Origin of the sequence: Paenibacillus sp. CFBP 13594 (genome assembly GCF_014842675.1) — a bacterium.
Lineage (GTDB): Bacteria > Bacillota > Bacilli > Paenibacillales > Paenibacillaceae > Paenibacillus > Paenibacillus amylolyticus_B.
In genome coordinates this window covers 19,963-46,832 of sequence record NZ_JACYVQ010000011.1, presented here as the reverse complement: position 1 = coordinate 46,832, position 26,870 = coordinate 19,963, and the positions used below count along the sequence as shown (strand labels likewise).

The following is a 26,870-nucleotide window of genomic DNA, read 5'->3' as shown; positions in this document are numbered from 1 at the left end:
CCATTCCACTCCCTTAAACTGAGCTTTTTCACTTAATTACGACAAAATCTTCGAGAATCAAAAATGAGGATTCTGTACAAAAAAAGGCTGCAATCCTGTGTCTGTTAACACGAAATTGCAGCCTTTTTATATATATTCAACCTATTATATTCAACTTATTTTTCGGTTGCTGTCATCTGCAGAAACTGCTCAATATCGGCAATAACCAAGTCCGCAGCATTTTGCCAGAATTCCGGTTGTGTCAGGTCCGTACCCAGATGTTTCTGAGCAAGTTCTTCGACCGTCATACGCCCTGTATCCCGCAACAAATCATCGTATTTATCTGCAAATGCCGTTCCTTCTTGCTGTGCTCTCGCATAGATTCCCGCACTGAACATATAACCGAACGTGTATGGGAAATTATAGAATGGCACACCCGTCAGATAGAAATGCAGTTTGGATGCCCAGAAATGAGGATGATCTGATGCAAGTACACCGCAGAACGCTTCCTGCTGCGCCTCCACCATTAATTTAGATAATTCATCCGCGTTGACCAGACCTTTTTTGCGTTGTTCATAGAAACGATTCTCAAACAGGAACCGGGCATGGATGTTCATAAAGAAAGCCACACTTCGCTGGATCTTGTCTTCCAGCAAAGCCAGCTTCTCTTGCTCATCTGTTGCCGCCTGCACCAGGGCATCTGCTACAATCAGTTCAGCAAACGTGGACGCTGTCTCAGCCACATTCATCGCATAACGCTGATTCAATGCGGGCAACTCTTCCATGATGTGTTGATGATATCCATGCCCAAGTTCATGCGCAAGAGTCGACACATTAGATGGTGTCCCGGAGAAGGTCATGAAAATTCGGGTTGCTTTGCTAAGTGGCAAAGACGTACAGAATCCACCTGGACGCTTGCCAGGACGGTCTTCTGCTTCGATCCAGCGTTTCTCAAAAGCCATTTCTGCAAACGAGGAAAGTTTAGGACTGAACTTGGCAAACTGTTCAACAATATTGATGGCTGCCTCATCGTAAGTGATTTTGCCACTCGATTTACCTACAGGTGCATCTACGTCGCTCCAGCTGAGCTTGTCTACCCCCAGCAGTTCTGCCTTGCGCTCCAGATATTGAACAAGCGCAGGTTTGGCACCGTTAATCACATCCCACATCGTATCCAGTGTCTGACGTGACATCCGGTTGATGGCCAGAGGTTCTTTGAGGATATCATCCCAGCCACGTTTCTCATATAACTTCAGACGGAATCCCGCGAGGTGATTCAGCGTGTCAGCACAGAAATCTTCGACATCGGCCCAAGCTTGCTCCCAGTTTGCGAATACCGTCTCGCGTACATTCCGATCACTATCGCTCAGCTTGTTGGCAGCCTGTCCTGCGGAGAGCATCACCGTTTCCCCATCTTGCTCAAACGGAATGTTCACCTTGCTGACAATCGTGTTATAGAATTTGCCCCAACCATGGTAACCATCCACACCCAGATCCAGAGCAAGACCTTCCAGTTCAGGCGACAGCTTCTCACGAGCCAGCGTGCGACTCTCGTTCAGTACAAATGCCAGCGGCTGAATATTTTCCCGAGCAATCCAAGCGTCCCACACCGAATCCGATGTCTGACTGAGTGTATTATCAAACTTCGATTTGCTGCCGTTCAGCATCGCTGCAATAGAACTGATGGCGCCCTGAAGCTGCGTTGCCTTTTTGTCCTTCTGGTTTTGCGATGAGAGGCAGGATACAAACGCAGATCCTTCCGATATGCGGATATAACAGCTTTGCAGCAGTTCCAAAATCGGATCAAATGCAGCCGTCTCTTCTAATGAAGTCGGTGCAGCTGTTTCGTTCAGCAGATGTTGCAGTTTACGTACATCCTCTTCCAGTTCAATCAGATACGCAGCAAATGTCTCGGAGGAAGAACCTCCACTAAAAATGGACTCCAGGTCCCATACGGGGTGTAATGGCGTTTTCATTTAATAAGGCACCTCTCTCTATAAATTGGATGGTTAGGATTGAATTAAAAACTGGTTTTCTGTCAGCCATATCTCTATACTAGAGAAATACTTATAGCAACCTTCAGGAGGTAAACGTATGAAACCTTTACAAGTATCGGCTGATACAGCCGTCAAATTAGCAGAATCCCTGGGCGTACCTTTGGAGCACCTGATGCACATGCCCCAACATATCCTGATGCAGAAGATTGCGGAACTCGCCAAACAAGAAACCTCCAAACCTTCCGCACCAGAAGGCGAACAAGAATGATTCCGTTTGAGAACAGCTGGCCTTACGATATTGTGATGGGAGACATCTATGTACAGCAATGTCCCTACTGTCATGCAAGCAACGTGCTGCTCCCCCTCAAACCCAAAGAGCTTGTGCTCATTCGCGAAGGCAAAAAGAAATTACTGGTCTTTCCCTGCTGTAATACAAGCATGACCGTGATCGACAACGACAGTGACTATTTGTTATCCAGCCGTCCTGTCCGTAACTAATGTAAGATCAACCTAGAGGGGGCTGCGCTTTGCAGCCTCTTTGTCTGTTTCCAGCATCTCTTCAGGGAGTTCCAACTTACTTGAAATCATCTGCTCACGCAGCACGGCCCACTGTTCCCTTGAAGCACGAATCATGGCCGCATCTGTGATCCGCTTGTCATGAATGACCTTGCTGAACCATTGCACTGCTTCATTAAACCGTCCTACCCTGCGGTTCAATTCCCCGAGCAAATACAACAGTTTGGCTTCATTGCCACCCGTTCCTTCACGTTCGAACACCTTCACATAGGCTTCCAGGCTAAATTCAAGAAAACGATGTTCCTGTGCATGGTCCTCCATATAACGATACAACCAAGCTATATGATGCAACAGACCAGCGACGACACGATCTTTCTCCCGGATAACCTGTGCGCACAGCAAGGCAAGCTTGTACGTTGCCAACGCCTGTTCCAATGTTCGTGCTCCGCTATAATCACGTTTAACCCAGCGGTTACCGATCTGTTCCTTAAAAGCCTTGCGCTGAGCATCATTTAAATGCTCCGTTGCGTTCTCCGTCGTGGCAAACCCGCACTGCGGACAGATGCGAACCACATAAAAATCTGGATTCTCCAGCTTGTAGTAAGCACAAAAATCCGAATCCGTCCGGTAGGGCCTTTTCAAACTCGGTCTTACCCGTGAGGTTTCATACTCGGTTTCGCAATAATGGCAGGTCACCTTCACCTTATACAGCGGCTCTAATTCCAATCTCTTCCATCCCTCTCCCGTACGCTTATAATCATATTCGGATCTACGGTGTATTTACAAAATGATGTGCAGGCCCGGATAAACGCTGCAGGATAAACGCATGCAAGGGCTCCTCCACACCAATCTGTGTTAAGGCTTGATCCATACATGCAAGCCACGCCTCAGCCCGTTCAACCGTCACTTCAAAATGCATATGACGGGCACGCATCATCGGATGTCCAAACGCCTCGGAAAACAGCCCTGGTCCTCCAAAAAACTGAGACAAAAACATATACTGCTTGTCGATGACCGGCTGAATATCTTCCGGGAAAAGCGGAGCCAGCTGCTCATTCTGCTGAACGATCGGATAGAAAGCCTCGACCAGTGCGCGAACACCTTTCTCACCGCCAAGATTGTCATAAATGCTTAAACTGGGATTCATTCGTCTGATTCCCCTTTCTGATGTCGAATTTTGCCATATATTACACGTTCCGTGAACATTGTGAAAACAGTAACAATATCCAGGCCACAAAAGCCTTTATCTCCATTCTATCAAAAAAAACCAAAAAGTCCTATATAACATGAAATCATCAGGACATGTAACCTGCCATCTGTATATAGGACCTTATTCGAAACATAACACAAAAAAAGCGCCAACCGCTTGGGTTGGCGCACTAGTATTTCATTAATAACTCCGCCAGTCCTCTTCCTCAGAGCGTACCAGCGAGGCACGTATCACATATACAAAAGCACAGACCAGGATTCCGGTGACAAGACTCATGATCATCACTCCATCCGAATTGAATTCCACCTTGGAGACAATTAGGTGACGTTCAGGCGTTTTTCTCATTTTAGCACACATCACTCAAAAACACAGCCACTTTTGCAAGCGCTTTCTACGTATAATTTTGTACTGTTTGTCCACTTTTTTTCATATATTGATGGCAATAACACCACAGACTTCCGCACACCGACCATTCCAAAAATAAAGGAGAAGAATTCATGGCTGCTTCACAACGACTCACCCATGTCCTGGTCACACTCGCTCTCCTGACCCTTTGTGTGTTAATGGTCTTGTATCCAGCGGAAACCTGGCATGCAGGTGTACGCGGACTGTCCATCTGGTGGGACGTATTGTTTCCCTCCCTTTTTCCTTTTTTGGTGCTGTCCGAGCTGCTGCTCGGCTTTGGCATTGTTCATTTTCTAGGTACCTTGCTGAATCCACTGATGCGTCCATTGTTTCGTGTTCCCGGAAGCGGTGGTTTTGTATTTGCCGTGAGCTGTGCATCCGGTTATCCTACAGGGGCAAAACTCACCGCTCAGTTATGGGAACAAAAGCTGGTTACTCGGGAAGAAGGAGAACGGCTCGTTGCCTTCACTACATCATCCGATCCGATCTTCATGATTGGAGCGGTATCGGTTGGGTTCTTCCATAATGTCGCCATTGCTCCAGTATTGGTTGCGAGCCATTACGCTGCAGCTTTTCTGGTGGGTATGCTCATGCGTTTTCACGGGGGTACAGCAAAAGGCTCACACCCAGACAGTTCTTCTGGATCTCCAACGGAGGGGATACCTAGAAACAGACTGGTCCGGGCCATCTATGCGATGCATGAAGCAAGAAAAGCTGACGGGCGGGCATTTGGTGAACTGCTGCGCCAGGCAGTCTCCTCATCCCTTCGCCTTATTATTATCGTAGGAGGGCTGGTTGTATTCTTCTCGGTCATGATGGAGCTACTTGTCCAGACCGGTTGGCTTGGCGGATTATACGGGATAACCGAGCAATTGTTACGACATAGCGGACTGCCTCCATCCTTATCTCCTAGCTTGGTCGGTGGGCTGTTTGAAGTAACGCTGGGGAACAAAGAGGCTGGGAGTGCCGGGGCATCCATCCCACTCGTCTATAAAGTAGCAGCAGCAGCCTTTGTTCTCTCTTGGGGTGGATTATCCGTCCATGCACAGATTATGAGTGTTCTTAGCAACACACCCATGAGATACGGTCCATTTCTATTTGCCAGAGCAATCCATGCGCTAATCGCCCCTGTGCTGGTCCTGCTGTTATGGACACCCATGATGGGGCGTTCCTCTTCACCCGTTCTCATGGAGCCCGGTTTCATCCCATCGTTATCAACGTATACACCGGACTGGGGACTGATTTTTTTATCCGGAATGATTGTTTTTGTAAGCCTCATCGTGTTGTTGTTATTCCTTGCGATATTAAGTTCCATTCTCAAACCTAGACGACATGCCAAAAAATAAGTGAACGATTCATCTATATTTAACTGAATATGCGCCCAAACGTTGTGTTCTTCAGCGGAATTGATTATCATCGGTAGTATAATGACCACAAAGGAGCTTTCATCTTGAGATACTATGTTCAAGACCGCGGAGACCAGTTATCGATTGATCTCAGTCAGCAGTTTCATGCGCTGGCGAAGGAAGAAGGGTTCAAGCTGGATGCAGAATCGCCGGAGATTGTTATCTCCATCGGGGGCGATGGTACGATGCTACAGGCATTTCACAATTTCATCGACCGTATTCCGGATATTGCTTTTGTTGGGGTTCATACAGGCCATCTCGGCTTTTACGCCGATTGGAAGAAGGAAGAATTACGGGAGTTAGTCAGGCTGATGAGTGGCAAGGGAGATCCGGAGCGTCTCAAACCACGTATTGTACAATACCCACTCTTGGAGCTTGAGATTCGTAAAAAGTCGGGGAATTCCTCTTACATCGCCCTTAATGAATTTACGTTAAAAGGTGTAGACGGTACCGTCGTAGCCCAGGTCGATATTAACGATGTGACATTTGAGATGTTCCGTGGGGATGGCATCTGTGTATCCACGCCATCAGGCAGCACGGCATACAACAAGGCCCTTGGCGGTGCCATGGTTCATCCAACCATCGAGGCGATTCAGATTGCGGAGATTGCATCGATTAATAACCGGGTCTATCGTACACTTGGTTCACCGGTTATTTTGCCCAAGCATCATCATTGTGATATTTTCTCCCGCAAGGATCAGCGGTTATTGATGACGATTGATCATGTGAATGTGATGGTGGAGGATCTGATCTCCGTCCGTTGTCAGGTATCCAGTCACAAGGTCAGTTTTGCACGTTTTCGCCCTTATCCATTCTGGAACCGGGTTCGCACGGCATTTCTTGACTAAAATAACACACCAAAAAAGCGGTCCTTCTCAGGAACCGCTTTTTGCTTTGGCTTGAGGTTGATCCTTGCTCTTCTGAAGCACAAAGTACGCACAGCCAAAGTTACAATATTCATTGATATAATCCACCATACTGGCGATTGTGGAATCCTTTGTCGCTTTTGGATGGTTATCACGGTAAAACCCTTTTAACCTCAGCTGGCTATAACCCCAGTCCCCGATAATATAATCATAACGCTCCAGCACTTCACTGTAACGATCACGGAAGACCTCTGGATTCCAGCCCTCTTTGTGGTTCTGGACGATTTCATAATTTTTGCCGCCGATCTGTACAATGACCGGTTCTTTGGGCTTTTCCTCAACTGATTCAACAACTGATTCCTGAACCGGCTCCTGGATCTGCTCCTGAAGTTGGTCCTGAATCTGTTCTGTGATTTTTTCTTCTTCCAATCCGGTATCCTCCATCACGCGTGTGTTGCCGCCTGTTCAGCATGTTTGGTAGCCGATTTCACCTGTTCATGCGCATGGTAGGAGCTGCGTACCATCGGGCCGGATTCGACGTGGCTGAACCCACGTTTTAATCCTTCCTGTTTCAATGCAGCAAACTCCTCTGGCGGATAATACTTTTCAACATACAGATGTTTCTCCGATGGCTGCAAATATTGACCAATCGTCATAATATCACAGTTCACCGCACGAAGATCATCCATTGTTGATAAAATTTCATTATATTCCTCACCTACACCAAGCATGATGCTTGATTTCGTAGGGATGTTAGGTTGCATTTCTTTGGCACGAGCAAGCAATTCCAGTGAACGTTTATATTTTGCCTTGGCACGCACTTTGTCTGACAACCGCTCAACCGTCTCAATATTGTGATTCAGAATGTCCGGTTTGGCATCCATTACAATCTGCAAAGATTCCCGATCGCCCAGAAAGTCTGGAATGAGTACTTCAACGCTGCACAATGGCAACCGTCGTCTTACGGCCTTCACGGTCTCTGCAAAAATCGTAGCTCCCCCATCCTTCAGGTCATCACGGGCTACACTTGTAATTACGCAGTGTTGCAGATTCATCTGCTCTGCTGCTTCCGCCACACGTTCTGGTTCCTGCAAATCAAGCTCCGTTGGCAAGCCTGTATTCACCGCGCAAAAACGGCATGCCCTTGTGCAAATGTCGCCCAAAATCATAAAAGTGGCCGTTCGATTGGCCCAGCATTCATAAATATTCGGACACCGTGCTTCCTCACATACCGTATGCAGCGTTTTGGAACGCATCATCGTTTTCATTTCCTGATAGTTATCGCCGGTTGTCAATTTGATCCGAATCCAATCCGGCTTCGGTTCTTTAACACGTTTAGCCAATGCATAAACCTTCTTTCTACTGAAGTTAGGCTGTTGCTCGGAACATATTATACCATGAAAGCGCTGGAAAAACCCCCATTTGTCACATCTTGTGCATTCATGCCCGATATGGACAATTTGTATAATTGGATTCCCCCCCAAGAGCTTACATGGATAAAATGAGAACTTTTGAAGAACGCTAACCTTTAGCTTGGTTCATCGGGTACCTTGTATCATTCTAATGGAAAGGGGCTGCATCCCAGTGCAACAACGCTTGACCTTCAGGCACACGTACCGCTTTTGGATCAAAACATTACTTGCAGGTACTCTGCTTCTCCCATTCTTGCCTGTTGAAGTTTACGGTGAACCCGCCCAGGCCGCTCCCAAACCACAGGCTGCCGAGTTAAAACCCGCAGAAATTTTCGCTGCACGTCGCCATTTATATGAAACCATTGGTCAGATGACCCAGATTCCCTGGTACAGGCTTGCCGCCATTGATCAGTATGAACGTACGATTACTCGTGCACACCCAAAGGATCGCAAGCATCCGGAGCGGCTTACGGGTATCTTCATGACCCCTCCGGCCTGGAGAGGATGGCTAAATCCCGATGAGACGGATCAACATCCGGAATCCATTCTTTTTTTCAAAGGATATGGACGGGATGGTTCAGGAGACGGTATAGCGGATGCCAACAATGATCAGGATGTGTTGTACAGCATGGCTTCTGTTATTCAAGGTTACGGGAACAAACAAGAGGACTTCAACATTGCCTTGTGGGAATATTATCACAACTCCCGTGCTGTGCAGCGGATACAGCAATTCGCGAAGTTATATGAGCATTTTGACAATCTGGATCTATTCGGACATGCCTTTCCGGTCCCACTCGGAACCAACTACTCCTATCGCAGTACCTGGGGGACAAAAAGAAGCTGGGGCGGTTATCGTATTCATGAGGGAACAGATATTTTCGCTCCGCATGGCCTGCCTGTACGCAGTACCTGTTACGGTGTCGTGGAGATCAAAGGCTGGAACCCGTTTGGCGGCTGGCGCATCGGAATTCGGGATTTGAACAACCATTATCACTATTACGCCCATCTTTCGGGTTTTGACAAAAGTGCACGCATCGGTGAAGTTGTGATCCCCGGTCAGGTTGTAGGTTGGGTTGGCAGTTCGGGTTACGGGAAACCTGGAACACAGGGCAAATTTCCTCCGCATCTGCACTATGGTATCTACCGGGACAGCGGACTGCACGAATGGTCGTTCGATCCTTATCCACAACTGAAACATTGGGAACAGGATGAACGCAAACAAAAGAACAAGAAAAGTAAGTGAGACGAGGATATGCACGATAAGTATTCGAAAAAGGGACCTCTTTAATAGAGGCCCCTTTTTCGAATGCTTAGTAATTCAAATTTGTGTGTATCATGGGTGCGCGTCCTTATTGAGCTGTAATCCCCCATTCACATCAGGCAGATCATCCGGCTCAATTTCTTCAAGTTCATTCCCTTGCAAATGGTCTGACGGCGTCTGTTGCTGGTTCTGGCTAGGGGGATTCGTAGTTACTCCATTACCGCTTGATACACCCGTATGACCTGATGGCAGCGCAATAGCTGGGGCATTACTACCGTTACTGCCCACTGGCTTGCCCTGATTATCGTAATAATACATTGGCACATCCCCGACAACCAAAAGGTAGGAAATCGGGATTTCCGTATCAACCGTTTCGGGTTCCATGTCGAAGGGCACCACGACCGCGACCTCAGCAATAATGTGAATGTACACTTCCACCAAAATCATGTTAATACCCGCATTCTGCTGACGGGTGTTCAGATCCACTTTGACAGCGCCTTGGGGCTCAATACGAACCGGTATACTCGGGCCAAATGAAGCCAACACCGGACTGCCCAGCGCCTGCCCCAGCGGGATTTTTTCTTTTAACATGTGTACATTTTGCAGCGTGGATTGCACAATATTCATCGTACTTGCAGTGATTCGCATATGCTCATTGTAGTTCAGCATGAAACCGGACACTTTCCCGGCAGTATCCGTCTTCCAGTCAATCAGTCCTTCGTTGGTTTTGCCATCGGCAACCTGTGCTGTAATCGCCTTGTTGATCGCTTCGGTCGCAATCTGCTTCACTCTGATCTTGGCCAAGTGCATGATGGGGGGCTTCATCTTTTTATCCACATAAGCAAAGCCCTGCATCAAACAAAACGCGGTGACCAATAAAATGATCAACCACATTTTGCGTTTGCCACTTGGCGGCTTACGGCGTCTCCGGCTTCGCCATTTTCTTCTCATCATCGAAGTGTCCCTCCCCTACGGGATGAGCTATAGGCTATATGTTAACCTTATGCACCGTTGTCCCGAAAAAGAAGGACAGCACGTGGACACTGGATAGAAAGTAACAACAACATGAAAGGGACAAGCACTCCTCATTGGCTAAACTAACCTCGAATCGGAAACTACATAAACAGAGATAAAAAAAACCTTTCACCCGCAGATTACTCTGCAAGGCGAAAGGTTTTATGTTCAGTCCACCCAAAGATTCAGGCATGTCTATCCTTTTATTTCGGAACAGATTCCCAGTCTTTCAGGAAACGTTCAATCCCGCTGTCCGTCAGTGGGTGTTTCCAAAGTGTCGGCAGAAGCGAACCCGGAATGGTGGCAATATGCGCACCGGAAAGGGCTGCATCCTCTACATGTTTGATATTGCGAATGCTTGCTGCGATAATCTCGGAAGGCAGATCATACATGTCCAGAATAAGACGCAGATCACGAATCAATTTCATACCATCCACAGCAATATCATCCAAGCGACCAACGAATGGACTGATGTAGGTTGCACCGGCTTTCGCCGCCATCAGGCCCTGTGCTGCGGAGAAAATCAGCGTAACATTGGTTTTGATCCCTTTTTGCGTCAACTCATGACAAGCATACAGCCCATCTTCGGTCATCGGCAATTTAATGACTACATTTGGTGCCCATTCTGCAATTTCATAAGCTTCCTTCAACATATCCTCGGCTTTGAGACCGATGACTTCAGCACTGACCGGGCCTTTAACAACGCCACAGATCTCCTGAATGACTTCTTTAAATACGCGACCTTCTTTGGCAATCAAAGACGGGTTAGTCGTGACTCCATCCACCAGACCCAGACGTTCGATCCGTTTGATTTCTTCCACATTCCCTGTATCCAAGAAAAATTTCATGATATGTTACCTCCACTTGATGAATTCGTAAACACGATATAAGTCATTACCCGATTCTCATCATATGTTAACAGTTATATATAAAATTAATTTTTCTCTACAGCGTGACCGCCAAATTCATTACGCAATGCTGCTACCACTTTACCTGTGAATGTGTCTGTCTCCAGGGAACGATAACGCATCAGCAAGGACAACGCGATAACCGGTGTAGCGGTTTGAAGGTCAAATGCCGTTTCTACTGTCCAGCGTCCTTCGCCGGAAGAGTGCATTACACCTTTAATCTCATCGAGGTTTGCATCTTTGGAGAAGGCACGTTCTGTCAGCTCCATCAACCAAGAGCGGATAACGGAACCGTTGTTCCATACACGTGCTACTTGTTCGAAGTCGAAATCAAATCCACTTTTCTCCAATACGTCAAAACCTTCACCAATGGATGCCATCATACCGTACTCGATACCATTGTGAACCATTTTGAGGAAGTGACCGCTGCCCGCTTTACCAGCATACAGGTAGCCATTCTCTACGGAAGTATCTTTGAATGCCGGTTCAACGATTGCCCAAGCTTCCGGGTCCCCACCGATCATATAACATGCTCCATTACGTGCGCCTTCCATACCGCCAGATGTACCTGCATCCATGTAGTGAATGCCTTTGGTTTTCATCTCTTCATAGCGACGGATGGATTCTTTGTAGTGGGAGTTACCCGCTTCAATGATGATGTCGCCTTTGGACAACAACGGGCTAACTTCAGCCAATACAGCGTCTACTACGTTGTGGGGAACCATGATCCACAATACACGTGGGGATTCGAGCGAAGCCACCATCTCAGCGTAAGAAGACACGCCTTCAGCGCCGTATTCTTTCATTTCATTTACTGCTTCAGCGTTCAGGTCAAAAGCAACCACTTCGTGTTTGTGATCAATCAGGTTTCTACCCAGGTTCAATCCCATTTTTCCTAATCCGACGAGTCCAAGTTTCATTTTAAAATCCTCCTGTTATGAACAATGTTTAAATTGCATTTGCGTTCAAAATTAAAAATAAGTGCTTAACGTTTGGTGAAGTAACCGTTCCGGTCACGAATCGTTCTTTTGATCGCTGTTATCCCCAGATTTTTTTGAATCTCCTAAAATAGGAGAAAATCCGGGGATAAAGGCGAACGCTACGCTTCTTCAGAATCGATCTCGTGCCCTGCACTGCATTCTCAGCGTTCAAAGCCAACCCATTTTCAAAACTGAACCGCTAATCTATATTTAAAAATTTTCACGGCCTTTCGGTCACATTACCGGAAGGGCTTATGCAAAATTGGAACGGTATAATTCATGATAAATACTTCATATATATCAGCATTTTGCTTTATCGATCCAGTTCGCTCCCAAAGATAAACGCTCTAGATGAATAGAAACATGTCGTTCTACATCCTGCTGGCTTGGAAGACGCATTTGGATTTTGCAAAATGTTCATTCGTGAGCAGAACGGATTATACCGCTCTTATCTCTGTGCTCACTTTTTCGTTTCACTTACCACCAACGGTAGCCGTCTGCTGCGGTCAGGCGATCTGCTGACTCTGGTCCATGCGAACCTGCACTGTACGTATCCAGTGGCACGTTGCCGGCTTCGAATGCTTCCTGAATCGGTTGAACCCACTGCCATGCCAGCTCCACTTCGTTCCAGTGAGCGAAGAAGGTGGAATCACCACGCATAGCGTCAAAGATCAGATTCTCGTACGCTTCAGGGATGTTACGTTTACCTGAGTTGAAGGTCATATGCATCGGCTCCACTTCACCATGGTTCAATGGATTCTTCGCATTTAATTGAAGGGAAATACTTTCTCCCGGACCAATTTCAATCGTAAGCAGGTTAGGTTCCGTTGTATTTTCGGATTCATGCCCCGTTTTCAGTGGAGCCTTGAACTCAACAACGATTCGAGTGGATTTCTCAGCCAGGCGTTTACCTGTACGGATATAAAATGGAACCTCACTCCAGAACGGATCATCGATCCACAGTCTTGCGGCAACATAGGTCTCATTCTGCGATCCGGCAGGGATGCCAGGCTCGTCCAGATATCCAACAACCGAAGTGCCTTGCAGCTCACCTGCGGCATATTGCGCACGAACGACTTCAGAAGCGACGTTTTCTTTCGTCAAAGGACGAAGTGCTTCAGCAATTTTTTGCTTTTTGAATTGAATTTCTTCCGGTTTGCAACGTTTTGGCAAATGCAAACCAATCATCATCAGCAACTGAAGCATATGGTTTTGGAACATGTCACGAAGCGCACCACTTTGGTCGTAATACGCCGCACGTTCTTCAACACCCACCGTCTCACTTGCCGTAATCTGAACATTGGCAATATAACGGTTAGACCACAACGCTTGAATTACCGGATTTGCATAGGTGAGCGTCTCAATATTTTGAACCATTGGTTTACCAAGGAAATGGTCAATACGGTAAATCTCTTCTTCCGCAAACGTATTGCTCAGTTTTTCGTTCAGATCACGAGCGGATTGCAGGTCGTGTCCGAAAGGTTTTTCGATAATCAGTTTCTTCCAGCCTTTGGTGTTACCCAGGCCACTTTCTTGTATGTTTAATGCGATTGGCTCAAAGAATTCCGGTGCCACCGACATGTAGAACATGCGGTTTTCGGGAATGTTAAGCTCTTGTTCACGCTGTTGAACCAGTTCCAACAGTTTGGTGTAATCTTCAAGCTTCGTATTATTTAAAGAACAATAACGGAAAGCTCCAATGAAATCCCGAACCTGAGATGCTTCTTCCGGCGTCTGACGTGAGAATTCATGCAGTGACTTTTCAACATTCGCCTGAAAGTCCGTATCCGACAATTCACGTCGTCCCAAACCGATAACGGAGAAGGATTCCGGCATTTTCTCATCCATGTACAAGTTATATAATGCAGGGTAAATCTTGCGTTTGGCTAAATCGCCTGTTGCCCCGAACAGGACAAATGTCATTGCATCCATTGGAGTGCCTCCTGTGATCTGTGCAGTATAGTATATGATGTTGCAAAATGTTCAAATCCAAGCATGACAAAAGACGGAATAAGTGGGTGTGTTCCCCGCCTTGCCTCCGTTTATATAACACACCTGAATTTAACCATGGAACATTCCTTCTCTCCACAACCTGTATTTAGGTTATAAATTGTAACCTTTTGAATTAACGTTACCCATATTACACCTGTCGTCACAATTCGTCAATAATCGTGTCTAACCTGTGAACTCCAGTGTTTATAGGGTTTTTATTTGATGATAACGCTTTATGTGGTAAGATTAAGAACAATTGGTATGTGACATTTTACACATATGGCCTGTGGACAAGTAGGTTACAATAAGTATACTAATGATATTACAAGCAATACTAAACCGAAGGAGCACAATCATGAGCGATGATGAGAATGCCAAGCAAATATGCACAAAAGTGGAACAATCTTATCAGATCATTGGCCGAAAATGGGTAGCCCTCATAATCCATGCGTTGATGGAGGAACCCAAGCGCTTCAGTGAGATTCACGCTTATATCCCTGACTTGAGTAAACGCGTGTTAAATGAGCGAATGAAGGAATTGGAAGAAGAAGGACTCGTGGTTCGCCATGTGGTCACGGAACGTCCAGTTCGGACTGAATATATGTTGTCACGAAAAGGCACGGAACTGGGGAGAGCGCTAAGCGCCGTGGAACGTTGGGCTGATAAGTGGCTGTAATATTTTGAGGAATCATTATGGTTTATTTATTTAGCTTAAAGGTAACGCCGATAATCCCGGAGGTGGAGTATCGCATTTAGCAACTGGCTAGTGCAATCCGCATCCGGGATTTATTTACTTCAAACAGTGAATACTAATTGTATACAAAGACGTAATAACGCTATTATTTTGCAAACCAAATGACTATGGAGATTATTATCTCGAAGCGATTGCGAGTTAAATGGATGGAAAAACCGGGTGTATTGATTTTTTAGTGGTGTAGGTGTAATAGACCTGGAACAAAAAAAGATGCCAATTCTCACTTATGTGAGGGGCATCTTTTTCACGTATAATACTACGAATCCAACTTACTCCCGAGTGTAATACTCGAATCCTCGAAGTTGTCCACCGTCGTCTTTTTTTCATAAAAGTGTACGGCATGTTGCATAATTCCTTCTCTTGTGTAAAACGCGTCTTTCGCCCCTAGTGGAAAAACAACCTTTTCTCTCGTACTTGCCGACTTATAGATACCCACAATCAGTTCAAGCGTATTCCGACCACTTTGGCCATCCACCAGAAGGGGAGATCCTGTCTCAATAGCATTTAACACATTCTCCACTTGCCCAGCGTGACCGACATGAGTAACATCCGGCAATTCGTCAGCGAGCTTCTGAATCTGTTGTTCCAACTCTCGATTCGGTTCCGGAAACCCGTTATTCCTCGCGGTAGAAGCAACCACTTTCCAAGGTGCAGATACCCGGGCTTCTTTGCCCTGAAAAATTAACTGCTGCTCCTCTCCGTGATGTACGACGGAACTGGTAATCATGCCAAGCGCCCCTTCCTGGAAGCGAAGCATCGCCATGGATATATCCTCAACTTCGGCATTATCATGAGCCGTATTTGCCATCATCGCCTGTAATTCCACTGGAGGTCCCATCATCCAAAGCATAGCATCAATATGATGCACCGCATGATTAAGGGTACAGCCCCCGCCTTCTTTTTCCCATGTCCCGCGCCACCACAGATCATAATAATTGTGGCCCCGCCACCAGAACGAATCAACCTGCACATGTACAATAGGTCCCATCCGTTTACTGTCCAGCACACCTTTTAATTTCATCATCGGTGTCGTAAATCGATTCTGTGCTACTACAGATAGTAACTTGCCACTTTCTTGCGCTGCTCTCAACATCAGATCCGCTTCCTCCAGGGAAGATGCCATCGGTTTTTCGACCAACACATGCGCACCTGCTTGCATGAAATCACACGCAATTGGAGCATGCGTATATGGTGGCGTACAGACGGATACCAGATCAATATTTTGGGCAAGTAGCTCTGTGTAATCCGTAAAGGCTTGTGCACCTTCCAATCCATATTCATTAATTCGCTTCTGTGCTTTTTCCTCGTAGATATCGACCACAGCAACAATCTGACATCGCTCTGGAAATGCTAAGTATGCTGAGATATGCGCTCCACTAATTGCACCTGCTCCGATAATCGCCACTCTTAACATCGTTACAACCTCCCTTGTTTCCTTCACAATACACAATAATAAAGCGCTTTTATGCGTTCATCTTGTGGTAAAATATAACTATCTTGTGCATGATAAGGGAGGCATTCATGATGTCCATCATCCTGGGAGAACAATTTAACCTGGCCTGTCGTCGTACATCCAACACTACGTTTCGCGAAGTGTTCCATGCTCATTCGCAGCTGGAGATAACATATATCCACGAAGGATACGGGCAGTTGATAACCGAAGGTCAGGTTTTCTCCCTTGAACCCGGTATGCTCATGATTTTTCGACCTTTTCAATTGCACCACTTCCAGATTCAAGTATCCAGTCAGCAGCCTTTCATCAGAAACGTGCTTATGTTTGAGCTTGAAATATTAAAGACACATTGGTCGCATTTTATGACGACTCACCGTTTCATACATGACCTGCTGGGAGAGCACTCTCCGATTCACCCGATCCGACTTCCTGCCACTTCCCCACTCATTCAACGAATGGAACAATTCGATAAGACCTATCCAGAACTACTACCTCATGAAGCAGTGGAGGATACTTGCCTCTTTATACTTGATTCACTTACGCAACTACGTTACTTATGGAAAGATGTTGTCATTCAGGATCTAAAGGCACATTCCGTATCCAGTTCAGTAATGCTTCATCCTCATGCCGAAGCCATCATGCAGTGGATTGAACAGCATTACCAGGAGCCTTTTCGTTTGGAGGATATCGCAGAGACACTTCATCTATCCCCCTATCATCTATCTCATGTATTTAAAAAAGCGACTGGCACCACCATCGTTGCTTATGCTCAAGCTACCCGCATTCGTCATGCCTGTGTGCTGCTCACTCGGTCCTCCCTTTCCGTTCCCGAAATCGGTCACCGTGTTGGTATGACCAGCCCCTCCTACTTTTGCAAAGTATTCCGTACTGCCACAGGCTCTACACCGCATCAATATCGGCTGAAGATGCAGGGGAGGAAGTAATGGATCACCACATTAAGAAAGAAGCGAAAGAATTCACTTCTCCGCTTCTTCTCCTCTTTCACAGTTCACCCGATTCAACGCACATTAAGCTCCAATCGTTTCAAATAGGGAATTAGACGTCTCTCTAGCTGCCTCAAATCATCCTTTTGCTCCGCTGACAAGCGTTCCTCATGGATGCTTCCATCCTTGTCCAATATCATCGCTTCATACTTCTTCATTTGTTCATAGACAGACTTAAACTCACGATATTGTTCCTTGGTAAATGTCTTCTCAGCCCGTTCCAACTGCTCCGTCCAGAATTGTTGCTCGTCCATCAATTTTTTGGAAGACCCTTCACTCACAGCTTCCAGCTTCTCAAAAAACGGTTCCAGCTCAGCTACAAGAAGGTTATATTGTTCCTGCTCCTCTGTACTCCACTGCTCAGGATGCATATTGCCTTGAGAATCAGCATGCTTCACGGCCATTTGCCCCATTTTCTTCAGCAGGTCCATGTATTGAACAAATTCTTCTTCACTGAAATGCGTCTTGGCCGTCTGCAGCTTTGCTTCCAACCTCATATAATCCTCAGCTGTTCCCCCCATAGCAGTGATATTTTCCTGTGAACCATATATTCCGTCTGCAAGATAGGTGTACCCTGCGTAGGCTCCGGTGGGAATAATGAGTACAACAGCCAATAGCCCAGTGACCAGCCATCTTTTTCGATTTCTTCTAATGTGAATATCACTTCGAATACCATCCAACATTTTATGTTTAATTCCCGCAGGAACAGACCACTCTTTAGTCTCTTCCTGGTAGGCTGTTCGCAACTCTTCATCGAGTCTCATGCAAATCCTCCACCTTTCCCCGCAACCTTGGATTCATCTTCTCTTTTTGTCTCAACTTCGCCAGCGCCGCATGTATGCGCGATTTCACGGTTCCAAGTGGAATCTCCAATATGCCAGCAATCTCCTCTTGCGTGTATTCGTTCAAATAATGAAGTGTAACCACCTGCTGCAGCTTGTACGGCAAACGACGCACCTGTTCCAGCAGAGGACGATTTGCCAATTTGTTGACCAGATCAGTGGAAAAATCATATTCCATACCAACGTCAGATTTCTCGAGCCGCTTGCCAAACCGAAACTGCATCAATCTTTTGCGTCGATAACTCTGAACCTGTCGCATCGTCACCCCCATCAACCAGGGACGAAAAGCACGCTCCGCATCATATCGCGCCAATGATCGATACGCCTGAATGTAAATCTCCTGTACCACATCCTCCGCGTCAGACTTGTCCTTGATGAGAAATCGCACAGTGTGATATATCCTCGTCACTGTTTTCTCATATAATTCTCCATATGCTTCTTCATGCCCCGCCCGTATTAACGTTACAAGTTCTATGTACTCATCTTGCTCACTCATTATCCATCCCCCTCCTCCTTACACTATATATTGGCATGCCAGCATCATATCGTTCGATTTATTTATTGAATGAGTAGGTACGGCTGAATCTGATACAAAAATGTCCTCTGGTGTTTATCATGATATAATATACCTAATTTTGATATAATTGGAGGTTCTGCATCTGAGTTATAAGATCCCCTTTGGTCTTTTACTATTATCTATATCGATCATCAGATTGGTAATCGCCAGAACAAACCTTGAGCCCTAGACCACGGTATACAGACTTATTGGGATCTTGGTTATCTTATCATCTCTTTTTCTTTCGAAAGCGGATATAAGGGAGTAACTTAGCAGGGGTGGTCACTACTGTAATGAAACTTTTCAGCAAATTGTACTCAGAATATCTCCTGATTCCACGACCTCTACGTTTGTTGTTTTTGTGGGGGTGGATTGTTTTGTTTTATATTGCTGGTGCCAAACTCAGATGGTTCTACTTCCTACAATAAACTGATTTTAAAGAAATCTGATCCCCTGGGACATCAAAAAGAGCTGAGTCGTCATTATGACATCTCGGCTCTTCTTTGATGCTCATCCTATTCCTTGCAGATAAAGATATAGGTAATCAACTCGAGCTCGCTCATACGTTCATTTTTGAGACAAACTTTATTTGATATTCAGAAATCACTTGATCACCGCTCCTGAATTGTTCTACCTGTTCAAGTCTTGCCATTAAGTTGGCAAGGCTTTTTTCTCTTAAACGTAAGTTATTTGGCCTTGCTTATGTATTCTTTAGATTTTCTTCAGAATTATGCTCATTAATTCCTTAGTTTTTTTCATTAAGATTGCTATATCGACAAGAGAGGAGGCAAAACAATGATCAGTAATACGATCTTAGAGCTACTACATCAGTATGGATATCTGATTTTTTATTTTGCCTTCTCATTAGGGCCTTTCGGAATTCCAATTCCAAATGAAATCACGATTATCAGCGGTGCCATTTTGAGCCACACAGGAGTTATCAATTCATGGATCACATATTTCTGTATTTTATCAGGACTATTAACGGCCATTACCTTTGCCTATTTTGCAGGGAAGTTATTTGGAACCAAGATAAAACACAGATTTCAACATCATAAACACTTCGTCAAGGCTGAACTCATCCTGAATAAGAGTGGCAATTGGGCGATGTGCATCGGTTTGTTCATTCCAATCGTGCGGTATGTTCTCCCTTTGGTCATTGGGCTGAGCGGCGTCCAGTATAGAAAATTTGCTATTATCTCCTATTCCAGTGCTTTGTTATGGACCCTAACGTATTTTACAGCGGGAACTTACTTCGGCGGCCCCATATTATCGACGCTTCATTTATTACATTTCTAACTGGTTTGGATAACATAACATCACATTATGGAGGAACCCCTATGAATTCCAATGAACCTGTTTTATTTTTGAAAAGCTTTCTGCAAAGCCCTAAACATGTCGGCAGTATCATACCCAGTTCCCGGTTTCTCGCCAGCAAAATGGTGAAGCAAGCCTCTTGGCTAGAGGCAAAAGCAGTCGCCGAGCTTGGATCGGGTACAGGTCCTATCACTCGCTATATTCATCAACAAGTACAGGATTCCACCAAAGTCCTATTGTTTGAGATGAACGAAACGATGAGGAATACTCTTAAGACGGCATACCCGGAGTTCTCTTGTTATCCAGACGCCGCTCGATTGGTAGAATCTATGAATCAAGAGGGCGTTCAGCAACTCGATTACATTTTTAGCGGGTTGCCCTTCTTCAACTTTGAGCCTGAATTAAGAAATACGTTGGTAGGGCAGATCCATAAGGCACTAAAACCCGGAGGATTATTCATCGCCTTTCAATATTCACTTCAAATGAAAAAATTATTATCCGAACACTTTATCATCGAAAAAATAGAATTAGTGCCTTTGAATATCCCACCTGCGTTCGTTTATGTCTGTCGCAAAAAGGAAACAATTTAAACATTCCTGGCTATCGTTTACACTGATGTTATCCTAATTTTTAAGGAGTGTTGAATCATGAGTACCATTCTTGTTGTTGATGATGAACCCGATATCCGTGATGTCATTCATGTCTATTTACGTAACGAAGGATATCAGGTCATTGAAGCAGCCAATGGTGAAGAAGCGCTAAATATTATCAATACAACATCGGTCCAACTCGTTATTCTGGATGTTATGATGCCCATTATGGATGGAATCAAAGCCTGCTTCAAAATAAGAGAAGTATCACCCACTCCCATTATTATGTTATCCGCCAAGGAAGAAGACATTGATAAAATCACGGGCCTGACTACCGGGGCCGACGATTACATGGTCAAACCGTTTAATCCGTTAGAATTACTGGCTCGCGTTAAGGCTCAGCTCCGACGTCAAACACTCATTGGCAAAGCTGAATTTGATTCACTTATCCTGATTAAAGACCTTGTCGTTGATACGAGTAAACATTCTGTTAAGCTCAAAGATAATGACATTTCACTTACACCACTGGAGTTTTCCATTCTGGTGCTGCTCGCCAGCCATTCTGGACAAGTATTTAGCTCCGAGAAAATTTACGAAACCGTATGGAAAGAACCTTACGGGTATTCGGATAATACGGTGATGGTTCATATTCGTAACCTGCGAGAGAAATTGGAAGTAAATCCGCGCGAACCTCAGTACATTAAAACGGTATGGGGAGTGGGATATAAAATTGATTAAACCATTACCACATTTTAAAAAAAAGATACAGATTAACATCCTATATCAAATGTTGATCAGTTTATTGATTTCATTTGTTGGCTCTGTGGGTGTAAATAATATGTTGATCATAGCTGCCGCAGAAATTAGTGAAAGATTTAATTGGCCTTCACTTCTTCACATTTTTCCTTATGTTTTAACACCAATCTTCATCGTAATTTTCACGTTATTTTTTTTGTTTTCCACACGAAAAATTGTGAGAGATCTCATTACATTAGAGAAAGGGCTTCAATTCATATCCGAAGGAAATCTGAATTACAGGGTGCCCGTTAATCGACAAGATGAACTTGGGCGAGTCGCTTCCAACATCAATCACATGACAGAACAGTTAAAGCAACAGATTGCTAAAGAACGTGAATTGGAGCAATCCAAGATGGACATGATCACTGGCCTCTCACATGACCTGCGTACACCGCTTACCAGCATAATTGGTTATATTGAGCTTCTCAAATCAGAATCATTTCAAGACAAAGCAGAGTATGATCGTTTTATCCAGAACACCCATAACAAAGCAACGCATTTAAAGAAGCTGCTTGATGATTTATTTGAATACACACGTCTTAACGCAGTGAATACCCAATTGGATTTGAAAAAGGTTGACCTACGTCAGCTATTGGATCAATTGTTGTTTGAATTCGAACCTTTAGCTCAGGAACATGGGATTCGTATTGAAAAAAAACTCGGTGAGGCTCCGATTATGGTCTCTCTGGATAGTGATAAGATTGCACGAGCCATCGACAATCTCCTCATGAATGCACTGAAGTATTCCTTTAAACCGGGCACAATTCATGTTCGAATGAGTGTGCAGCCTAATCACGTTACCATTGAAGTAGAGAATAAAGGCATGCCTCTAACGATAGAACAAAAGAACAGACTGTTTGATCGCTTTTATAAGGTGGATTATTCGAGGAATAGCGAAGGCATTCAATCAGGATCTGGTCTGGGACTTTCTATTGCGAGAAACATTGCGGAGTTACATCAGGGGACTCTAACACTAGAACATACGCGTAACGTATTTATATTCCAACTAAGCTTGCTTTCTAACACCCAGTGAAACATCAATAGCATTGATAATGGAGGAAACCGCAATGAAAACATCCGAACCACTCCTTTTTCTGCAAGGATTCCTGAAGAACCCCAAACGAGTAGGCAGTGTCCTCCCCAGTTCCAAATTTCTAGCCTGTAAAATCGTCCAGTCTGTACCATGGGATGAGGTTAGAACCATCGCTGAACTGGGGCCAGGAACAGGAGCCATCACACGTCTCATGAGAGCACAATTACCGAAATCGGCAACCGTGTTTTTATTTGAAAGGGACCCCAAAATGAGAAGTAATCTGAAGAACACATATCCTGAATTCATGTTCCATTCGAATGCATCTTATCTATCAAAAAGGATCAATCAAGAACATGTTCATCAGTTGGATAGCATCATTTGCGGACTGCCCTTTTTTAATTTTTCCAGAGAAATGAGACAAAACATCCTGTCACAGATCCATACAGCGCTCCGACCTGGAGGCACATTAGTTTTATACCAGTACTCTCTTCATATGAGGAAACACTTAGCTGAGTTATTTGAGATGGAGAAAATTCAATTTGTGCCTTTCAACTTTCCTCCTGTTTTTGTGTATGTTTGTCGTAAAAGACAAGATGAAGGACACACTCTATAAATGTTTAATGTCCTGTCTTGTCCTGTGAGGATCTAATCATGCGGGTCATCATCTTGCGCGGCAACAACCGCGGCATAAACGCGATGAATCGGTTTCGAGCACCAGGCATAATTAACGTCTTGCCACGTAAGAAGCCTTGATACCCTTCTTCAGCCACCTGTCCCGCTTCCATGATTGGGCCCTGCAACATCTTCGAGACACCCATACCCGAACGATCAACAAATCCGGTAGATGTCAGACCTGGACACAGTGCCGTTACCGTAACGCCCGTTCCGTTTACTTCATTCTCCAAAGCCTCAGTGAACGATAGCACGTATGCCTTTGTTGCATAATATACCGACATCATCGGTCCAGGGAAAAAACCTACCAACGAAGCCACATTCATCACACCGCCGTGTCCACGTTGTATCATATCCGGCAAGAATAGCTTGGTCATGACGGTTAAAGCCTTGATATTCACGTCAATCATATTAACTTCTTGTTCCAGTTCCGTTTCCATAAACATCCCGAACAGACCGAAACCTGCTTTGTTGACAAGATAGTCAACAACAATCCCCTTTTCCTTCAGCTCATGATAAATTTCCTGTGGTACCCCTGGTGCCGCAACATCTTTGGCAATAACCGTCGCCTGAATGCCATACTTTTTCTGATACTCCTGAGCTAGATCCTGTATTTTACCCTCGCTTCGTGCTACCAGCACAATATGATGTCCACCTTTGGCAAACCGATCTGCTAACTCTTTACCAATCCCACCCGATACCCCTGTGATTAGAACTGTCTTTCTCATATCGTTACCTGCCTCTCTTTTCTATAAAATATGTTTCATCTGGAACATTAATTAGAATGGACGTTCTATAATGGTGAAAAAATAGACTACTTCAGTATGAGATCCATAGATAGTGTCGATATACGAAGAAGTTTTTCCTTTGTCGTTGAAGTCTTGGCCATCACCCTTAGCCCAACCCCTACATTATGCAGATATTCCGCCAATACCTCGGCGTTGTACTCCGTTGTGAATTCATCTTCTTGCTGTCCCCACACCATAATGTCCTTGATTAGTTTCTCCGTATTTGCAAACATCTCCGTTGATCGGTTGTTCATGTCTTCATCGCGTGACGCCAATTCTACCGTCGAATTAACAATGAAGCAGCCTGATGCTGGAGATTCCTCTCCATGCATTAAAGAACAAAATATAAACTGAAGTGCTTCCGTTGCCGTTTTGGAACGCTTTACGCCTGCTACAAGGGCAGAGCTGATTTTGTGATCATACAGATCTACTGACTTCAGAAACAAGGTATGTTTATCGCCAAATGTGTCATACAAGCTTTTACGATGAATTCCCATATGATTAACCAGCTCCGTCATAGACGTCTTCTCATAGCCTTGTTCCCAAAAAAGTCTCATCGCTTTATCCAGTACAACAGACTCATCGAACTCTTTGCTTCTCGCCATTAGCTTCCCTCCTGTTCAGAAAACGAACATTGAATAACATACGTATGATCTTAACGAGCCTTTAAAAGGTAAGAATGATTTTGCCCTGAGAGTGACCCGTTGATACTTTGTTCAATGCCTTTTCAATGTCCTCAAACGTATACGTAGAATCGATCGAAGGGTTAATGTCTTCTTTTTCCACAAGAGCTGTGATTTCTTGCAATTGAACTCCACTGGAGTGCACGAATAAAAAACGATATTCATTTTGATTCTTACGCGCTAAAGAATCCAGGCGTGCACCTACGAGACCGAATAATGCTCTTTTCCACAACGGGAATTGACTGTCCACTGCAAAGCGATAATTGGGTCCAGCCTTTAAAGAAACTAATTTGCCCTGTGGTTTCAAAATGCTCAGTTCAGCTTTGATCTCATCCGCGCCCAAAGTGTCAATTACATAATCGATATCGGACAGAATGTCAGCATAATGTTGAGTTTTATAATCAATGAATTGATCTGCTCCAATAGATAGTGCACGTGCTCTGCCTCTTTCGCTTCCACTTGTAATCACTGTTAATCCCATGGACTTGGCAATCGGGATGGCCATCGCACCGAATCCACCAGTTCCACCAGGAATAAACAACTTTTTATTCGGTTCAGCTCGGAGTACATCATGTAATGCTTGATACGCGGTCAGGGCAGTAAGGGGTACCGCCGCAGCTTCAATAAAGGACAAATTCTCCGGCATTATGGACAAAGCATCCTCATGCACAGCTGCATATTCAGCAAAAGCACCAATTTTATTTATTGGCAACCTGGCATAGACTGAATCCCCCACTTTAAATTTCAAAACATCATCACCGACGGCTTCAATGACACCGGATAGTTCATTCCCTAAAGTTAAAGGTAACGCATAGTCGGCAATCATCCGAACACTGCCATTCATATTCAAGATATCCAGCGGATTTACACCCGCTGCTTTTACTCTGACAAGGACCTCATGGCTCTGAATCTGAGGTATCTCGATATTATTGATCTCCACTTGGATTTTTTTGGAGTATTTCTGTATTTGAGCTGCTTTCATCATTTATCCTCTTCCTTTGCTTATAAACTATATAAGTTGAACTAAAGATTATTTACACTGACACTACGATGACAGAACAACCCTCCAATCGCTGTTATCCCCAGATTTTTTTGATCCCCTTTCTAAAGGGAAAATCCGGTGATAAAGGCGAGGTGTATGCTTCCGAAGTAGCTTTCTTTCAGAAAGCTTGTAGCTTCGCTTTTTCAGGTTCTTTCTGTCCTCTACGTTATCGTGTAAATGATTAGTTCAACTTATGTAGGAACATGGCGCGCAATGTTCAGTTGTACACCATGCTCCATGGTTGGTGCTAGTGTTGCCCCTCTTGCGACTTTAATTCTTCCAACGTAGGATAATCCGTGTAGCCCTTACTTCCTAATCCAAAGAAGGTTGTCGGATCTGCTTCATTGAGTGGCGCACCTTGTTGAAGTCGTTCCACCAAATCTGGATTAGCTAAGGACCATATACCTACAGGTACCACATCAGCGAGACCACGATCTAAATCGACACTGAGATCCTCCAACGTTCTTCCAGCCCGATTGACCAACAATGGATTTTGCCAGATCGAACGAATGTCTTGCAACAGGTTCTCATCTCCAAGATGCATAACATGAAGGTAAGCCAAATCCAATTGAGCCAATTCTTCTACAAGATAGCGATAGAGTTCAGGACCTTGTTCACCATCCTGAATACCGCCCAGTGGTGTCCCAGGCGAAATTCGGAAGCCAGTTCGTTCTGCACCTATTTCCTCCACGATGGCTTTCGTTACTTCAATTGCGAAGCGAGCACGATTTTTAATAGACCCGCCATACTCATCTGTCCGTGTATTTGAATTTTCTCCGAAGAACTGATTGATCAAGTATCCGTTGGCCCCATGAATCTCAATGCCATCCGCCCCTGCTTCGATCGCTGCGGCTGCTGCTTTTCGGAAATCGGAGATGGTCGTTTGAATATCCTCCTGACTCAGTTCACGGGGAACGGGGATATCCTGCATCCCTGTAGCCGTAAACATTTTTACACCCGGTGCGATTGCTGATGGAGCAACCGGTTGACGATGATGCGGGGTATTGTCCGGATGTGACATGCGACCCGCATGCATTAATTGGATGTACACATATCCGCCAGCTTCATGCACCCCATCCGTTACCTTTTTCCATCCATTAATATGCTTGTCCGTATAAATGCCCGGTGACCATAAGTAACCCTGTCCATCGTCGGAAGGTTGTGTTCCTTCCGTAATCAGAAGTCCCATCGTTGCACGCTGAGCATAATAAAGTGCCGCCAACTCTCCAGGTGTACCATCTTCTTGTGCTCGACTGCGTGTCATAGGGGCCATCGCTAGTCGATGAGGCAATTCCATGTTGCCAACCTTTGTTTTACTCCATATCTTTTTCAATTGGATGTACTCCTCTTCTTATTTGAAATTTGGTGAAAGATGTATTGGTGGATGCTTCT

29 protein-coding genes are annotated in these 26,870 nt (G+C 45.0%); 12 read left to right on the top strand and 17 right to left on the bottom strand.

Going from position 1 to position 26,870, the window contains the following annotated elements; translation table 11 throughout:
• Positions 1-155: 155 nt before the first annotated feature.
• Positions 156-1,955, bottom strand: coding sequence for a M3 family oligoendopeptidase (locus IFU39_RS27050; RefSeq protein ID WP_192135852.1), 1,800 nt, complete (start codon positions 1,953-1,955; stop codon positions 156-158).
• Between the two features lie 118 nt (positions 1,956-2,073).
• Between IFU39_RS27050 and IFU39_RS27045 the strand changes: the two genes are divergently transcribed.
• Positions 2,074-2,244: a YycC family protein gene (locus IFU39_RS27045; protein ID WP_074096390.1), complete on the top strand. Its 171-nt coding sequence runs from the start codon at positions 2,074-2,076 to the stop codon at positions 2,242-2,244.
• Positions 2,241-2,474, top strand: coding sequence for a hypothetical protein (locus IFU39_RS27040; RefSeq protein WP_017692378.1), 234 nt, complete (start codon positions 2,241-2,243; stop codon positions 2,472-2,474). The genes IFU39_RS27045 and IFU39_RS27040 overlap by 4 nt, the downstream gene beginning before the upstream one ends.
• Before the next feature lie 12 nt (positions 2,475-2,486).
• Here the strand turns inward: IFU39_RS27040 and IFU39_RS27035 are convergent, their stop codons facing one another.
• The 3 genes from IFU39_RS27035 to IFU39_RS27025 form a co-directional block, all read right to left on the bottom strand.
• The gene (locus tag IFU39_RS27035) at positions 2,487-3,218 is read right to left on the bottom strand and encodes a DUF2225 domain-containing protein (RefSeq protein WP_036605724.1); all 732 of its coding nucleotides are present in this window, start codon (positions 3,216-3,218) and stop codon (positions 2,487-2,489) included.
• Between the two features lie 43 nt (positions 3,219-3,261).
• Positions 3,262-3,639, bottom strand: coding sequence for a globin domain-containing protein (locus IFU39_RS27030; RefSeq protein WP_076254602.1), 378 nt, complete (start codon positions 3,637-3,639; stop codon positions 3,262-3,264).
• A gap of 243 nt (positions 3,640-3,882) precedes the next feature.
• Positions 3,883-4,047, bottom strand: coding sequence for a hypothetical protein (locus tag IFU39_RS27025; protein WP_155984997.1), 165 nt, complete (start codon positions 4,045-4,047; stop codon positions 3,883-3,885).
• 152 nt (positions 4,048-4,199) lie between these two features.
• On the opposite strand from IFU39_RS27025, the gene ylbJ reads away from it, so the two are divergent.
• Positions 4,200-5,453, top strand: a complete 1,254-nt coding sequence (gene ylbJ, locus IFU39_RS27020; protein WP_100529781.1) for a sporulation integral membrane protein YlbJ — start codon at positions 4,200-4,202, stop codon at positions 5,451-5,453.
• 104 nt (positions 5,454-5,557) lie between these two features.
• A complete protein-coding gene (locus IFU39_RS27015; protein WP_036673293.1) occupies positions 5,558-6,361 on the top strand; it encodes an NAD kinase in 804 nt (267 codons plus the stop codon).
• 27 nt (positions 6,362-6,388) lie between these two features.
• On the opposite strand, the gene IFU39_RS27010 is transcribed toward IFU39_RS27015, so the two are convergent.
• Together IFU39_RS27010 and lipA are read right to left on the bottom strand one after the other, a co-directional pair.
• Positions 6,389-6,808, bottom strand: coding sequence for a YutD family protein (locus IFU39_RS27010; protein ID WP_235200693.1), 420 nt, complete (start codon positions 6,806-6,808; stop codon positions 6,389-6,391).
• A 14-nt stretch (positions 6,809-6,822) separates the two neighbouring features.
• Positions 6,823-7,722, bottom strand: a complete 900-nt coding sequence (lipA, locus tag IFU39_RS27005) for a lipoyl synthase (RefSeq protein WP_017692371.1) — start codon at positions 7,720-7,722, stop codon at positions 6,823-6,825.
• 241 nt (positions 7,723-7,963) lie between these two features.
• Between lipA and IFU39_RS27000 the strand changes: the two genes are divergently transcribed.
• On the top strand, positions 7,964-9,034 hold the full coding sequence (locus IFU39_RS27000; RefSeq protein ID WP_076319835.1) for a M23 family metallopeptidase: 1,071 nt from the start codon (positions 7,964-7,966) through the stop codon (positions 9,032-9,034).
• Between the two features lie 90 nt (positions 9,035-9,124).
• On the opposite strand, the gene yunB is transcribed toward IFU39_RS27000, so the two are convergent.
• From yunB to zwf, 4 genes are all read right to left on the bottom strand, one after another.
• Positions 9,125-10,006 carry a sporulation protein YunB gene (yunB, locus tag IFU39_RS26995; RefSeq protein WP_051446910.1) on the bottom strand — a complete coding sequence of 294 codons (882 nt, stop codon included), beginning with the start codon at positions 10,004-10,006 and terminating at the stop codon, positions 9,125-9,127.
• A 263-nt stretch (positions 10,007-10,269) separates the two neighbouring features.
• Positions 10,270-10,914 (bottom strand): fructose-6-phosphate aldolase, encoded by a 645-nt coding sequence (gene fsa, locus IFU39_RS26990; RefSeq protein WP_036605718.1) that lies wholly within the window; start codon positions 10,912-10,914, stop codon positions 10,270-10,272.
• 86 nt (positions 10,915-11,000) lie between these two features.
• Complete coding sequence (gene gnd / locus IFU39_RS26985) at positions 11,001-11,894, bottom strand: phosphogluconate dehydrogenase (NAD(+)-dependent, decarboxylating) (RefSeq protein WP_062838007.1); 894 nt, start codon at positions 11,892-11,894, stop codon at positions 11,001-11,003.
• Between the two features lie 537 nt (positions 11,895-12,431).
• On the bottom strand, positions 12,432-13,886 hold the full coding sequence (gene zwf, locus IFU39_RS26980) for a glucose-6-phosphate dehydrogenase (protein ID WP_192135851.1): 1,455 nt from the start codon (positions 13,884-13,886) through the stop codon (positions 12,432-12,434).
• A 415-nt stretch (positions 13,887-14,301) separates the two neighbouring features.
• On the opposite strand from zwf, the gene IFU39_RS26975 reads away from it, so the two are divergent.
• Positions 14,302-14,622 (top strand): winged helix-turn-helix transcriptional regulator, encoded by a 321-nt coding sequence (locus IFU39_RS26975; RefSeq protein ID WP_036605715.1) that lies wholly within the window; start codon positions 14,302-14,304, stop codon positions 14,620-14,622.
• Between the two features lie 334 nt (positions 14,623-14,956).
• On the opposite strand, the gene IFU39_RS26970 is transcribed toward IFU39_RS26975, so the two are convergent.
• Complete coding sequence (locus IFU39_RS26970; RefSeq protein WP_192135850.1) at positions 14,957-16,114, bottom strand: Gfo/Idh/MocA family protein; 1,158 nt, start codon at positions 16,112-16,114, stop codon at positions 14,957-14,959.
• 110 nt (positions 16,115-16,224) lie between these two features.
• On the opposite strand from IFU39_RS26970, the gene IFU39_RS26965 reads away from it, so the two are divergent.
• On the top strand, positions 16,225-17,097 hold the full coding sequence (locus IFU39_RS26965; RefSeq protein WP_206759597.1) for an AraC family transcriptional regulator: 873 nt from the start codon (positions 16,225-16,227) through the stop codon (positions 17,095-17,097).
• 74 nt (positions 17,098-17,171) lie between these two features.
• Here the strand turns inward: IFU39_RS26965 and IFU39_RS26960 are convergent, their stop codons facing one another.
• Both IFU39_RS26960 and IFU39_RS26955 read right to left on the bottom strand, forming a co-directional pair.
• On the bottom strand, positions 17,172-17,921 hold the full coding sequence (locus IFU39_RS26960; RefSeq protein ID WP_192135848.1) for a DUF3600 domain-containing protein: 750 nt from the start codon (positions 17,919-17,921) through the stop codon (positions 17,172-17,174).
• The gene (locus tag IFU39_RS26955; protein WP_105601346.1) at positions 17,908-18,495 is read right to left on the bottom strand and encodes a sigma-70 family RNA polymerase sigma factor; all 588 of its coding nucleotides are present in this window, start codon (positions 18,493-18,495) and stop codon (positions 17,908-17,910) included. Before IFU39_RS26955 ends, IFU39_RS26960 begins: the two co-directional genes overlap by 14 nt.
• 855 nt (positions 18,496-19,350) lie before the next feature.
• Between IFU39_RS26955 and IFU39_RS26950 the strand changes: the two genes are divergently transcribed.
• Genes IFU39_RS26950 through IFU39_RS26930 form a run of 5 tightly spaced genes read left to right on the top strand, consistent with a single transcriptional unit; the run spans position 19,351 to position 22,906 of the window.
• Positions 19,351-19,854: a DedA family protein gene (locus IFU39_RS26950; protein ID WP_105601348.1), complete on the top strand. Its 504-nt coding sequence runs from the start codon at positions 19,351-19,353 to the stop codon at positions 19,852-19,854.
• A gap of 41 nt (positions 19,855-19,895) precedes the next feature.
• A complete protein-coding gene (locus IFU39_RS26945) occupies positions 19,896-20,462 on the top strand; it encodes a class I SAM-dependent methyltransferase (protein ID WP_105601349.1) in 567 nt (188 codons plus the stop codon).
• Positions 20,463-20,519: 57 nt separating this feature from the next.
• The gene (locus IFU39_RS26940) at positions 20,520-21,200 is read left to right on the top strand and encodes a response regulator transcription factor (protein WP_105601351.1); all 681 of its coding nucleotides are present in this window, start codon (positions 20,520-20,522) and stop codon (positions 21,198-21,200) included.
• 49 nt (positions 21,201-21,249) lie between these two features.
• On the top strand, positions 21,250-22,293 hold the full coding sequence (locus IFU39_RS26935) for a sensor histidine kinase (protein WP_105601384.1): 1,044 nt from the start codon (positions 21,250-21,252) through the stop codon (positions 22,291-22,293).
• A 19-nt stretch (positions 22,294-22,312) separates the two neighbouring features.
• The gene (locus tag IFU39_RS26930; protein ID WP_091020921.1) at positions 22,313-22,906 is read left to right on the top strand and encodes a class I SAM-dependent methyltransferase; all 594 of its coding nucleotides are present in this window, start codon (positions 22,313-22,315) and stop codon (positions 22,904-22,906) included.
• A gap of 4 nt (positions 22,907-22,910) precedes the next feature.
• Here the strand turns inward: IFU39_RS26930 and IFU39_RS26925 are convergent, their stop codons facing one another.
• The 4 genes from IFU39_RS26925 to IFU39_RS26910 all read right to left on the bottom strand — a co-directional run bounded on the left by IFU39_RS26925 (position 22,911) and on the right by IFU39_RS26910 (position 26,811).
• Positions 22,911-23,693: an SDR family NAD(P)-dependent oxidoreductase gene (locus IFU39_RS26925; protein WP_105601352.1), complete on the bottom strand. Its 783-nt coding sequence runs from the start codon at positions 23,691-23,693 to the stop codon at positions 22,911-22,913.
• 86 nt (positions 23,694-23,779) lie between these two features.
• The gene (locus tag IFU39_RS26920) at positions 23,780-24,358 is read right to left on the bottom strand and encodes a TetR/AcrR family transcriptional regulator (RefSeq protein ID WP_105601354.1); all 579 of its coding nucleotides are present in this window, start codon (positions 24,356-24,358) and stop codon (positions 23,780-23,782) included.
• A 61-nt stretch (positions 24,359-24,419) separates the two neighbouring features.
• Positions 24,420-25,418 carry an NADP-dependent oxidoreductase gene (locus tag IFU39_RS26915; protein WP_105601386.1) on the bottom strand — a complete coding sequence of 333 codons (999 nt, stop codon included), beginning with the start codon at positions 25,416-25,418 and terminating at the stop codon, positions 24,420-24,422.
• A gap of 307 nt (positions 25,419-25,725) precedes the next feature.
• Entirely contained in the window at positions 25,726-26,811 is a 1,086-nt protein-coding gene (locus IFU39_RS26910; RefSeq protein WP_105601356.1) for an alkene reductase, read from the bottom strand.
• Positions 26,812-26,870 lie beyond the last annotated feature (59 nt).